The sequence below is a fragment of the Campylobacter sp. BCW_4319 genome (assembly GCF_001764435.1).
Lineage (GTDB): Bacteria > Campylobacterota > Campylobacteria > Campylobacterales > Campylobacteraceae > Campylobacter_D > Campylobacter_D jejuni.
Genome location: NZ_MKAQ01000008.1, coordinates 106,545 through 119,734 on the forward strand (window position 1 = coordinate 106,545; position 13,190 = coordinate 119,734).

Annotated in this window: 11 protein-coding genes and 1 pseudogene; 3 read left to right on the plus strand and 9 right to left on the minus strand. The window is 30.4% G+C overall.

Translation table 11 applies throughout. The features are described 5' to 3' along the window. Window positions 1-17 precede the first annotated feature (17 nt). The 3 genes and pseudogenes from AJN56_RS02070 to AJN56_RS02080 all read left to right on the plus strand — a co-directional run bounded on the left by AJN56_RS02070 (window position 18) and on the right by AJN56_RS02080 (window position 3,933). Window positions 18-1,952: an RNB domain-containing ribonuclease gene (locus tag AJN56_RS02070; RefSeq protein ID WP_002869357.1), complete on the plus strand. Its 1,935-nt coding sequence runs from the start codon at window positions 18-20 to the stop codon at window positions 1,950-1,952. Then, a complete protein-coding gene (holA, locus tag AJN56_RS02075; protein WP_002869358.1) occupies window positions 1,945-2,913 on the plus strand; it encodes a DNA polymerase III subunit delta in 969 nt (322 codons plus the stop codon). The genes AJN56_RS02070 and holA overlap by 8 nt, the downstream gene beginning before the upstream one ends. A gap of 5 nt (window positions 2,914-2,918) precedes the next feature. Continuing rightward, window positions 2,919-3,933: pseudogene (locus AJN56_RS02080) on the plus strand (type I restriction endonuclease). A 21-nt stretch (window positions 3,934-3,954) separates the two neighbouring features. On the opposite strand, the gene hypA reads toward AJN56_RS02080, so the two are convergent. The 9 genes from hypA to AJN56_RS02125 form a co-directional block, all read right to left on the minus strand. Beyond that, on the minus strand, window positions 3,955-4,299 hold the full coding sequence (hypA, locus tag AJN56_RS02085; protein WP_002866489.1) for a hydrogenase maturation nickel metallochaperone HypA: 345 nt from the start codon (window positions 4,297-4,299) through the stop codon (window positions 3,955-3,957). Further along, entirely contained in the window at window positions 4,299-5,273 is a 975-nt protein-coding gene (gene hypE / locus AJN56_RS02090) for a hydrogenase expression/formation protein HypE (RefSeq protein WP_002787379.1), read from the minus strand. Before hypE ends, hypA begins: the two co-directional genes overlap by 1 nt. Continuing rightward, window positions 5,270-6,361 (minus strand): hydrogenase formation protein HypD, encoded by a 1,092-nt coding sequence (gene hypD, locus AJN56_RS02095; RefSeq protein ID WP_002869360.1) that lies wholly within the window; start codon window positions 6,359-6,361, stop codon window positions 5,270-5,272. The genes hypE and hypD overlap by 4 nt, the downstream gene beginning before the upstream one ends. Next, the gene (locus AJN56_RS02100) at window positions 6,345-6,626 is read right to left on the minus strand and encodes a HypC/HybG/HupF family hydrogenase formation chaperone (protein WP_002776342.1); all 282 of its coding nucleotides are present in this window, start codon (window positions 6,624-6,626) and stop codon (window positions 6,345-6,347) included. Before AJN56_RS02100 ends, hypD begins: the two co-directional genes overlap by 17 nt. After that, window positions 6,626-7,369, minus strand: coding sequence for a hydrogenase nickel incorporation protein HypB (hypB, locus tag AJN56_RS02105; protein ID WP_002785900.1), 744 nt, complete (start codon window positions 7,367-7,369; stop codon window positions 6,626-6,628). Before hypB ends, AJN56_RS02100 begins: the two co-directional genes overlap by 1 nt. 72 nt (window positions 7,370-7,441) lie before the next feature. After that, window positions 7,442-9,628 carry a carbamoyltransferase HypF gene (gene hypF, locus AJN56_RS02110; protein WP_002869361.1) on the minus strand — a complete coding sequence of 729 codons (2,187 nt, stop codon included), beginning with the start codon at window positions 9,626-9,628 and terminating at the stop codon, window positions 7,442-7,444. Next, a complete protein-coding gene (locus AJN56_RS02115; protein WP_070246375.1) occupies window positions 9,609-11,129 on the minus strand; it encodes a hypothetical protein in 1,521 nt (506 codons plus the stop codon). Before AJN56_RS02115 ends, hypF begins: the two co-directional genes overlap by 20 nt. 41 nt (window positions 11,130-11,170) lie before the next feature. Continuing rightward, window positions 11,171-11,818 (minus strand): M48 family metallopeptidase, encoded by a 648-nt coding sequence (locus AJN56_RS02120; RefSeq protein ID WP_002869363.1) that lies wholly within the window; start codon window positions 11,816-11,818, stop codon window positions 11,171-11,173. Further along, window positions 11,794-13,110 (minus strand): MATE family efflux transporter, encoded by a 1,317-nt coding sequence (locus tag AJN56_RS02125; protein ID WP_002869364.1) that lies wholly within the window; start codon window positions 13,108-13,110, stop codon window positions 11,794-11,796. Before AJN56_RS02125 ends, AJN56_RS02120 begins: the two co-directional genes overlap by 25 nt. Window positions 13,111-13,190 lie beyond the last annotated feature (80 nt).

Genomic DNA, 13,190 nt, shown 5'->3' on the forward strand with positions numbered 1-13,190 from the left:
ATCATAAAGTATCAAAAGTGAAAGAATTTTTAAACAGTCTTAGTTATGGCATTAGCTCTCACGAAGTAAGCAATGAATTTAAACAAATTTTAAGAGAGCTTTTAGCTAATCATATCATCAAAGAACACAAAAGCAAATACTATCTTAACAATGGTTTTGCCTTTGGAGTACTTGATATTTCAAGCAAAGGCACAGGTTTTTTACAATGCTTTGATGAAAGTTTCAAAAAAGATCTTTTGATAGAAAACAAAAACCTAAAAGGTGCAAACTATAAAGATATAGTCGCAGTAAAACTTCTACCTTTAAAGAAAAAACGCCCCAGTGCAAAGGTGATTTTAGTTCTAAAAAGAGCCAATGAAACCTCTTTAGTGATCACCAAAAGGTACGGCGAAGCCGTGCTTGGAATGAATATCAAAACAGGATTAAGCACTGCCTTAAAAGCTTCTCAAAAATCCTTAAAAGCACTACCTTTAGGGACAATTTTAAAAATAGAAAATGAAAATAACAATATCATAGAAGTTTTAGGACATATCGATGATGAAAGCGTAGATGAAAAAATCTCCTTAGCTCTTTTTAATAAAAATAACGAATTTAGCGACGCTTGCATCAAAGAAGCTCTAGCAAACGGCGATAGTGTTGATGCGAGTATGTATGAAAATCGCATGGATTTAAGAGCCTTGCCTTTTTGCACCATAGATCCTATACATGCAAAAGATTTTGATGATGCGATTTATTTTGACATCCAAAAACGAGAAATTTATGTAGCTATTGCTGATGTTAGCGAATATGTTTATGCTTATAGTGCTATAGATAAAGAAGCAAGAAATCGTGGATTTTCTATTTATTTTCCACATATTGCTATACCTATGCTACCTCGTCCTTTAAGTGAAAATATCTGTTCTTTAAAACCTCATTTAGATCGCTTAGCGTATTGTTTTAAAATCGCACTCGATCATGAAAATAAGGTCATAAAAGAAGAACTTTTTGAAGGTATTATCAACTCAAAACGCCGTTTTAATTACGATGAAGTTGATGAAATTTTGATACAAAAACCTGATTTAAAAGAGCTTTCATGGCTTTATGAGCTTTTTGAAATCACAAAAAATTTACGCAAAATGCGTCTTAAAAATGCCTTTGAATTTCGCACCGAAGAATTAAGAATGAATTTAGATGAAAATTTAAGTCTAAAAAGCACAGTTTTTGAAAAAGACACGCCTTCGCATAATTTAATCGAAGATTGTATGCTTTTAGCTAATAAAGCCGCAGCAAAACTCATAGATATAGGTGTTTTTAGGAATCACTTAAGTGCTGATGCAAGAAAAATCGATAAGCTTTTAAATGAATTACGCGAACTAGGCATCGATGTAAATTTTAAACCCAATCTTCCTGAACTCATACGCGACATACAAGCTTTATCCGATGAGTTAAATTTAAGAGCAGAAGTAGATAAACTCATCATCAAAGCACAAAAAAAAGCGGAATACTCTAGCATAAATGCGGGGCATTTTGGCTTAGGTTTTGATAAATACTCACATTTTACAAGCCCTATAAGAAGGTATTCTGATCTTATTTTACACAGACTTTTAAAAGCCAAACAAAAAAACGATGAAAAACTTTTTAATTATCTACTTTTAAACATAGAAAGCACTTGCGAGAGTCTTAGTACGCTTGAAAGAGAGGCGGATAAGGTTGCTTTTGATTTTATGGATAGAAAATTTGCTAGATGGGCAGCTAAAAATATAGGCAAAAAATTTAAAGCTTTAGTTGTGCAAAATGATGGAGTTTGCATAGCTAAACTAGATGATGAAATCAAAGGAGCAGATATAATCCTTTATGATACACGTGTGAATTTGCTAGAAAGTGTTGAAGTGCAAATCATGGAAGCTGATATAGTTATGGCAAAAATTTATGCTAAAATCACCCAAAGACTTATAAAGGAAGAAAATGTATAGAAAAGAGCTTCAAACCCTACTTTCTAAAGATTCAATACCTAATTTTTTCTTTCTTTATGGAGCAGATAATTTTCAAAGCGAACTTTATGCTGAATTTATAAAAGAAAAATATAAGCCCGATGAAACTTTAAAACTTTTTTTTGAAGAATACAACTTCACTCGTGCAAGTGATTTTTTAAGCGCAGGATCGCTTTTTAGCGAAAAAAAATTACTAGAAATCAAAACTTCTAAAAAAAATCCAACAAAAGATCTTAAAATTTTAGTCGAACTTTGCAAAAACAATACGAACAATTTCTTTCTTTTAGAGCTTTATGATGAAAATTCTAAACAAAGCGATATAGAAAAAATTTTCTCTCCTCATTTTGCAAGATTTTTCAAAGCTAACGGAGCTAAAGAAGGCGTGGAGCTTTTAAGTATAAAAGCAAAACAACTAGGGGTTGAAATCACTCAAAATGCTTTATTTACCCTTTTTACAAGTTTTGATGAGAATTTATATCTTGCTGCGAGTGAACTTAATAAATTTAGCGGTTTAAGAGTAGATGAAAAAACCATAGAACAATACTGCTATAGTTTGAATACAGGAAGTTTTGAAAGCTTTTTTGAGAAAATTTTAAAAAAACAAGACTTTAAAAGCGAACTTGAAAAAATTTTAGACAATTTTAATGAAATTGCTTTAATCAACTCTTTATATAATTCTTTTTATCGTTTATTTAAAATCGCACTTTATGCTAAAGTCAATGGTAAAATCGATTTTAAAGATCTTTTAGGCTATACTCCACCTCCTCAAGTGGGACAAAATTTAAGCTCTCAAGCCTTTAGTTTAAAAATAGAACAATATAAAGAAATTTTCACTCTTTTACTTAAATGCGAATACGAGCTTAAAACCAATTCTAAGCTCGTAAAAAAAGAATTTTTGATTTCAAATTTACTTAAACTTGCAAGGATTTTGAAAATCAATTAAATGCCATCGTTGAAACAATAGCTGAACGCAAAACACTTGTCAATACTGAAGAAGCTACAAAAATGACTTTTATAATGCCTTTTTTAAAAACATTAGGTTATGATGTTTTTAACCCTAGTATTGTTGTGCCAGAATATACAGCAGATATAGGAACTAAAAAAGGCGAAAAAGTGGATTATGCTATTTTCAAAGATTCAAAACCTTTTATTTTAATTGAAGCTAAAAATCATACTGAAAATTTAGATAATCATAACAATCAGCTTGTAAGATATTTTAACACTAATCCTAGTATTAAATTTGCCATTCTTACCAATGGTATTGAATATAGATTTTTTACAGATATTGAACAACAAAATCTTATGGATAAAATACCATTTTTAGTTGTTAATCTTGAAAAACTTAAACCTAGAGATATTAAAGATCTAAAACGTTTTATTTGCACTGACTTAAACTTAGATGAAATTCTAAGCATTGCTATGGAGAAAAAATATTACCGAAGTATACAAGAAATTTTTAAAAGTGAAATAGAAAATCCAAGCGATGAATTTACAAGTTTTTTTGCTAAACAAATGACAGAAAAAAGAATGACTAGTGCTGTTTTAGAAGAATTCAAAAATTACATTAAAAAATCTTTTAAAGAAATTATTAATGATTTAGCTTATGAAAAAATCACAAGCATTAAAAACAATCTTCAAAACATAAACGATGATGAAAATGATGAGCAAATTGATGAAAAAAGATATTGTCACAACAGAAGAAGAATTACAAGGTTTCTATATAGTAAAATCAATTCTTGCTAGTGTCAGTGCCAATCTTGAAGATGTAAGTTACAAAGATACTTTAAGCTATTTTAGTATTTTATATCAAGGCAAAGTTACTAAGTGGATATGTAGATTATATTTTAATACAAGCAAAAAATCTATTAGTTTTCCGGATGGAGCAAGTTATAATATAGAAAAATTAGAAGATATTTATCAATATAAAGCAGATATTATCAAAGCATTTGAAAGCAGAAAGTAAAATCATTTATTGATTTTACTTTCACTCCATCACAAGTCGCATAAGGTGTAAGTCCTCACCTTGTGTGATTTTATATTCTATACTTTGACATTTAGGACACTTAAAAACATTTTCTTCTAAAATACTTGTTTGATCGCATTTTAAGCATAAAATTTCAAGTGGGGCAAGTTCTATAAAAAGTTTAGCATTTTTACAAATATTTGAGTTTTCTTTAAAAGTTTCAAAACAACGCTTAAAAAGATCCGCTTCTATACCGCTTAAACGCCCGATTTTTACATAAATTTCTTGTACATTATAAGCCTTATTGTTTAAGGCATTTTCTTCACAAAGTTCGATTAAAGATTCTACTATACTTAATTCGTGCATTAGCAAATTCTTGGTAAAAGTTCGCCTTTAGGGCTTTCTAAAAAGCGTTTTGCCCCATAAGCGTTTTGTAAGATCACGCGTGCTTTTTTCTCTTCTAAAACTTCTCCTATAATACTCGCATTTACATTGTATTTTTTTAGAATTTCCAAGGCTTTTAACTCATCTTCTTTTTCCACACAAAGTATAAAAGTGCCTTCATTTGCAAGTTCATAAGCTTCATAACCAAAAAGCTCGCAAAGTCCTAAAACCTCATCTTGAACGATGATTTTTTCTTCAAAGATCAAAAGATCATTTCCGCTTTGCTTTGCCCACTCATTTAAAACCGCACTAAGTCCCCCGCGAGTAGCATCTCTCATTGCTACAACCTTTATATCTTTTTCTAAAAGCTCTAAAACCTCTTTATCCAAAGCCTTACAATCACTTTTAACATCAGCTTCTAACTCATTTCTTTTGATTAAAACACTAGCTCCATGCCTTCCTATATCGCCTGAAAGAAGTATGCTAAGCCCTGCTTTGATATTTTTACTTTCTTTTTTAGAAATAATTTCACCTAAGGCTGTAGTGTTGATATAAATTTCATCTGCTTTGCCCTTAGGAACAACTTTAGTATCGCCACAAACTAACATAACTCCACATTTTTCACATTCTTCTTTAATGCTTTTTAAAATACGTTCTAATTTTTCTAGCTCAAAACCTTCTTCTAAGATAAGCCCTAAGCTTAGATATTTTGGCTTAGCACCCACCATCAAAACATCGTTAATAGAACCACAAACACAAAGTTTTCCTATATTAACCTCTTCATCTAAAAAAATCGGACTTAAAACAAAAGAATCCGTGCTTAAAGCCAAATTTCCCAAAATAGCAGCATCATTATTTGCATTTAAAATTTCATTATCAAAGATCTTAAAAAGCTTAGTTAAAAGCTCATTCATCTCTTCTCCGCCACCTCCGTGGGCTAAGGAAATATTTTTCATACATTCACCTTTGAGTATTTATAATACGCCGCACAAGCACCCTCGCCAGAAACCATACAACTTCCTATAGGACTTCTTGGCGTACAAGCCTTACCAAAAACTTTACAATCATAAGGCTTGGCCAAACCTCTTAAAATTTGCCCACAAATACAGGCTTTGCTTTCATTTTTACTTTGCACCGTACAATCAAATTTTTTACTCGCATCATAGGCGCTAAATTCTTCTTTTAGCTCCAAGCCCCCATCTTTAATAAGTCCTAAGCCACGAAATTCAAAATCACACACCCTAAAGTATTTTTTTACTAAATTTTGTGCTTTAATATTACCTTCTTTACTTACGGCTCTTTTGTATTGATTATACACTTTAAAAGTGCCTTCATTGCTTTGTTTTATGATATTTAACACACTTTCTAAAATATCAACTGGCTCAAAACCACTCACCGCTATAGGGGTTTTAAACTTTGCTGCTAAAGGCTCATAAATACCATAACCTGTAATCACACTCACATGAGAAGGGCCTAAAAAAGCATTGATTTTTACATTTTCATCATTCATGATCGCTTCTACAGGCGCTGGAACTGTGATATGATTGATATGAAAAAAGACATTATTTATTTTTTCTTCTATAATCTTTTGAAGAAGTAAAGCACTCATAGGCGTAGTAGTTTCAAAACCTATAGCAAAAAAGATGATATTTTTGTTTAAATTTTGCTTAGCGATTTCCAAAACCTCAAGCGGAGAATAAAGCGCTCTAACATCAGCCCCTTTAGCTCTTAAATCAAGCAGAGAAATTTCACTTCCAGGCACCCTTAAAAGATCTCCTAAAGTACAAAAAATCGTATCTTTCATGGAGGCTAGCTTAATAGCTGTATCAATGCGAACTCTTGGCATAACACAAACAGGACATCCTGGCCCATGGATAAAGTTAATTTCCTTTGGCAAAATAGAAGGCAGGGCATATTTCATGATACTATGCGTATGCCCACCGCAAATTTCCATGATATTGATAGGATTTTTAAGTTCTTGTTCTATGAGTTTTTTTAAAGCTAAAATGCTTTCTTTATCTCTAAATTCATCGATGAAATTCATTTAAACCCAAATCTCCTTCATCACTTTTTATCTCTCCACTATTCATTTTTTCTACTATTTCTTGATAGGTTTTAATGCTTTCTAGTGCAGCTTCTTTGTCGATTTTTTCCATAGCAACGCCTACATGGATTAACACATAATCGCCTTGTTTTAAAGGCTCATCAATCAAATCCAAATTAACTTTTCTTTTCACACCTAAAGTTTGCACTAAAGCATTGTTTAACTCATCGATTTCTAAAATTTCAGAAGGTATAGACAAACACATTAAAAAAGCTCCTTTTTAAGTTTAAGCACCTTATACCAAAGCTCCATATTGGTGCCATTTTTTGCATCAAGAGTGATAATATCTGCTCTAGGATTTAATTCTTTAATCAACCTAGTCGCCTCTTTAACATCAAAATCAAAATGATGAGCCAAATCTGCCTTTGTGATTAAAACTATATCAGCCTTTTTAAACATCACAGGGTATTTTTGCGGTTTATCACTTCCTTCAGTTACCGAAAGCAAAACCACATTTAAATGCTCTCCTAAATCATAACTTGCAGGACAAACCAAATTTCCAACATTTTCTATAAAAAGCAAATCCACATCATCAATGGCTAAATGATGCAAAGCCTCATGCACCATAAAAGCATCCAAATGACAGCTTTGCCCTGTAGTGATTTGATACGCCAAAGCTCCGGCATTTTTTACTCTTATAGCGTCATTATTGGTTTCTAAATCCCCTTCAATCACAGCAATTTTAAGTTCATTTTTCAAAGCCTTGATCGTGCTTTCTAAAAGCGTGGTTTTTCCGCTACCTGGAGAACTCATTAAATTGATACAAAGCGTGTTAGCCTCATTAAAATGCGCTCTATTGTGTTTAGCTTCTTCATCATTTTTGCTTAAAATTTTAGAAATTACTTCTATGGTTTTACTTTCTTTTAAACTTGGATTTTCATGGTGGTGATCGTGATGATGATCATGCGTATGGCTTGAATTTATAGAGCAGCCGCAATCTTTACACATTTTCTTTCCTTTATATTTTTTGTTTCATTTTAACCTTAAAAGCATTAAAAAATTATGAGTTTAAAGATAAAATCACTCTTTTTTTAAAAAATGCACCATTTGTCCTAAAGCTATGGAGCTATCATTGCAAGGGTATTTTAAAGGTATAAAAAAATCAAAATTTTTAGCTTTTAAAATTTCAAGTAAGGTTTTGTTTTGAAAAACTCCTCCACTTAAAAGCACTTTTAAATCATAATCTTTGCTAAAATCTATGATAAAATTTGCCAAGGCATTAAACATACCTGTAATTGCCTTAGTTTTTTCATCTTGTAAAGCCCCTAGGATTAAATTTTTAAAATTAACCTGCCCTTTTTCTACAAAAAGCTTGTAAGAAAAATCAAGATTTTTATCATAAAAAGCTTCACACATTAAGCCAACTTGAGCTTCATAAGAACTTTTTTCTAAGTTAAAAACAATACTTCCAAAAGCATCGATAATGCGTCCTAAAGAACTCGTTTGTAAGTTAGAATGTGAATAAATTTTTTTAAGATTTTCAAGTTCAATTTTTGGAATTTTTGCTAAAAACTCCTTAGCCTTATCTTCTAAATCATAATGAAAAATAAGACTTAAGGCTAAATTTTGTATATTTTTAATATCACTATTTATAAGAGTGAAATTTTCAAAATGTGCAATTCTTTCATATTCTTTTAAATTTCCTACAAAAACTTCTCCACCCCAAATTTTACCATCTTCGCCATAACCTGTTCCATCACAAATAAAAGCTAAAGCCTTTTCATCTTTTGCAAAATTTTCTTCGTATTCAAAATAAGCCGCACAAAAATGCGCATAATGATGAGAAATTTTAATCCTTTCTTCAAATTCTTTTGCATAGCTAAAATGCGGGTGTTTATCGCACAAAATCGCATCAAATTTCAAATCATAATTTTGTTTAAAAAATTCTAAAAGTTTAAAAAATCTCTCATGCACATCAAGACTTTTCAAATCCCCTATATAAGGAGAAATTAAAAGTTTATTTTCATAAAAAATCACAAATTCATTTTTAAGTTCCGCACCCAAAGCTAAAAAAGTGCCTTTTTTATTAAAATTTCTTTCCAAATAAAAAGGATTTAAACCCCTTGAAGTACGCAAAAACATAGTTTTGCCATTTACCACTTGAGCTATGCTGTCATCACTTGCATTGATAATTTCCCTATCATAATCCAAATAAAAATCAAAAACTTTATCAAGTTTTTGACGCAAATTAAACTCATCTTTAATAATACTTTCTCCGCTTAAATTCGCACTTGTTGCCACAAGATTTCCTTTAAAATACTCAAAAAGCAAAAGATGTAAAGGCGTATAAGCTAGCATAATACCGATTTTATCTACATCAGGAGCGATTAAAGAAAAGGCTTTTTTTGCCTTTAAAATCACAATAGGAGCCAAAACCCCACCAAGCAAAGCTTCTTCTTTTTCATCTATAAAGGCAAGTTCTTTAGTACTTTGTAAATCTTTACACATCAAAGCAAAGGGTTTTTTAGGGCGATTTTTTCTAAGTCTTAGAGTTTTTAAAGCTTCTTCATTAAACGCATCACACATGAGATGAAAACCGCCCATGCCTTTAATGGCTAAAATTTTACCTTCCTTTAAAAACTTCGCACTTTGTATAAAAGCTTCTTGATCTTTGGCTAAAATTTCACCCTTTGGATTTTTAAGAAAAACATTGATTTTGCATTTAGGACAACTAATAGGCTGGGCATGAAAACGCCTATTTTTAGGATCTTCATATTCACTTTTACAAAACTCACACATCAATAATTCTTGCATAGAGGTATTAAATCTATCATAAGGAAGACTTTTTATAATACTAAAGCGTGGCCCACAATGTGTGCAAGTGATAAAAGGATATAAAAAGCGTGGATTTTTTTCATCAAAAAATTCTTTTTTACACTCCTTACAAAGCGCAAAATCGCTTAACATAGGCGTGCTTTTTGTATTCTCTAAAGAAGGAGTAATGCTAAAATTCTCATAGTTTAAAATAGAAATTTGCGTGATTATAAGCTGATCTATTCTTGCTAAAGGTGGAAGATGATTTTTTAAATTTTCTATGAAATTTTCACATTCTTTTTGAGTGCAAGCAAGGATGATTTCTATCCCAAAACCATCATTTCTTACTTCTCCAAAAAGCTTTGATTTCAAAGCTAGTTCATAAACTAAGGGGCGAAAACCCACCCCTTGAACTAAGCCTGAAATTTTGATCTTATACCCTAAGTGGTACATCGCTTAACTGACAATTTTTAAGATGTTTTAAAGTATTTTTAAGCAAAGATTTATGTTCAAACAAAGATCCACTTATAAGCGCTAAATCACTTTGCTTTTTCTCTCTTAATTCATCATAAGTATCACGTAAGAAATAAGCCAAACTCTCAACCGCTCCATAAGCGATATTAACACTATCTACACCTGCTAACATAAAACTCATAGCAGATCTTAAGGTTCTTGTATAATCAAAACTTTTATCTTCTTTCAAACGATAATCAATCTTTACTCCACGAGGCATTTTTGACTCATCAGCGATTTTTAAAAGCTCGCCAACACTCTCTTGTAAATTTTTACCTAAATTTAACACTCTTCCTACTAAGCCAAACAAGGAATAAAAATTATTTTGAAGTTCAAAACTTTCATCTAAAAGAGGAAATTCCTTGCTAAAATTTTCTAAAAGCCTTGCACCAATTTCATCTTTTTTAATCTCTTCATAAAGCTCTTTGCTGTGTTTTGGTAAGCAAAGTTTAAGTAAATTAAGCTCTTTGTTGATAAGCAAAATATCTTCATAATCCTTACTTAGCTCTAAAATAAAAGCTTTTTCTTTATAACGGCTTACAAGATAAGAAATTCTTGCCATATTTTTATCTTCTTTAGAAAAAATAAGCTCTCTTGCCTTAGCATTGATAAATTCAAAACCCTCTAAAACCACCACTTGCTCATCTAAAGCACTGATATAAAAATCTTTTTGATACTCTTCTATCTTTTTTACGCTTAAAAATTTATACTCATTTTCAAAAAGTTTCAAACCTAAAGCAAAACAAAACAAATCTCTAGCAAGTCTGATTTTAAAATCACTAAAATCAAGATTGTGATTTTTTCTAAACATAGCATTAAGCCTTAGCTTCATCAAAGGTTTTTCTAAACTTGCAAGAAGTTTTAAATTTTCATTTGAACAAACAAAAACTGAATTTATAGCCTTAATATCACAAGGAAGTAAAAAATCTCCTATAAATTCGTTCTTAAACAAAGAAAATTCATAAATGCCATTTTTATCTTTCAAATAAATCTTTTTTTCTTGACTTAACAAATCAAAGGCAAGATTTAAAAAAGTATTGAAATTTTCTTCATTGATTTTTTCAAATTCTGATAAATTGCTTGAAAATTCACACTCACAAAACACGCCCCATTCGTTTTTGTTTAAAAGTTTTTTTTCTTGATAAGCATTAGAATTTAAATGAGTAATATAAGAAAATCTTGAAAATTCTTTATCTTCTGGTATACAAGGGTTAAAACCCTGCCCCGCTTTTACATCAAATTTTTTCAAAAAAACGCTATGACTCATGAAATTCAAAGAATCACAAAAAGTCTTTAAATTTTCTTCATCTGCATCGATAGAAAAATGATAGGTATTTTCTTCTTTGCTAAGGATATAATTGTAATTTTTCGCATAAAAACGCAATAAATATTCAAAAATATCATTATCTGCATTATAAATAAAATCAAAATCCAAAGTCATATTATGCCTTTTTTGAAAAATAAACTATAAATATAACATTTTTAACTTAAAAATTCTTTCTCTCTTTGCCTAAAATCACTCATAAAATGCTCTATAAAAGTATAAAATTCTTTGCTATGATTGGGGAATTTTAAATGGCTGATTTCATGCAAAATCACATATTCAATAGCTCTTAAACTCTTTTGAATGAGTTTTAAATTTAAATTAACATAAGCTTTATTGTGATTACATGAACCCCAACGCGTTTTCATATTTTTAATGCTTAAATGCGTGTAAAATAAACCTGTTTTTTGACTCCATTTTTTAAGATAAAAAGTAAAAATCTTTTTAGCATTTTGTCTTAAAAATAAATCTAATTTTGCTTTATTTTGACAAAGAATTTTATCTTTATTAAAATAAGTTTTTTTGACATTTTCATCAAAAATAATTTGATATTTTTTAGCTAAAAAGATTAACTCATCATCTTTTAAGGCTTTTTTTTCAAATCTTTTTTTTGCCTCATTCATCCAAGAACTTGATTTATCTAAAAACTCATAAACACTTTTAAAGGTGCAAAAATAAGGAATACTAAGAACAAATTCACCCTTTTCATTTAGCCTTAATCTTAAAGTTTTTATGCATTTTTTAGAATAAAAATAGCACTCATCTTTATAAATAAATGATTTTAAACTAGAGCTTTGCCTTGCCATTTTTTACTTTTCCATCTGTATGAATTTACCATTCCACGCAAAAACTCATCTGCACAAAATCCTATCCAAACCCCTAAAATTCCAAGATTAAAATGAAAACAAAGCACATAACCCACAGGCAAAGATACCCCCATCATAAAAACAAGTCCGCTAAAAAATGGAAACTTAGCATCGCCACTTGCGCGCAAGGAATTAACCATAACTATATTAAAAGTTCGTGAAATTTCAAGAAAGATTGAAAGAGCAAATAAAGGTATCATTAAATTTTTTAGCTCTTCTTTAAGCCCTAAAATTTGCATAGTAAAATCTTGACAAAGATAGTTTAAAAACGCCACTAAAGCACTCGCTATTACACTAAAATATAAAGCACGCCAAGCATGTTTGTAAGCGATATTTTCATACCTAGCACCGACTAATTTACCTACTATAATTTCATTAGCTATGCTCGTAGCTTGTCCTATAAGCATGATAAGCATTGAAATTTGAAAATAAATCGTTTGCACACTCAAACTCGCCTCGCCTAAACTTGCTACAAAAGCAAAAGCTATAGTGTATTGGACTATCCACAAAAGATTTTCCCCTGCTGAAAATCCACCTATATTTAAAACCTTTTTTAAAACTTCTTTTTCAAGTTTTATCATTTCTTTGATTTTAAGATGAATTTTAAGTTTATAAAAAAGTATCGCAAACAAAGCAACTATAGCAACAATGCGAGCAAAAATATTGCTAAGCCCTACTCCAAAAAGTTCTGACTTTGTATAATGCAAAACATAATAATTTCCACAAATCACCACTATATCCATCAAAAAACCTATAAACATGACCCAATAAGCCATATTATAAACCCTTACAATAGCAGCTAAAACAATACCTATGGCATCAAAAAACAAACAAATTGCAAGCATATGTAAGTAAATTTCGCTATCTTTGAGCAATTCTTGTGGAATTTTTAAAAGATAAAGCAAATACTCCCCATGCCATAAAATAAGCACACCGCATACAAAGCCTAAAAGTGCATTTAAGAACAAACTTTGATGAATCACTTTTCTTGCTAAAACATGATCTTTTGCACCAATTGCTTGTGCGATCAGCACACTACAACCCACACTTAAAAATGAAAAAATAGTGATAAAAAGATCTAAAATTTGATTTCCAGCGCCCATAGCACCAACAAGAAAATTAGAATAATGCGACACCATAGCGGTATTGATAATCACGGTTAAATACTTAGAAAGCAAATCCCAAAATATAGGAAAACTAAGTCTTGTTAAGGAGAGTTGTTTTTTTGCCATGATATTATCTTATCTCTTTTTTTAAATATTTCTTTTAAAAAACAATTCTACTTAAAAATTACTTTTTTAAATATAAATAT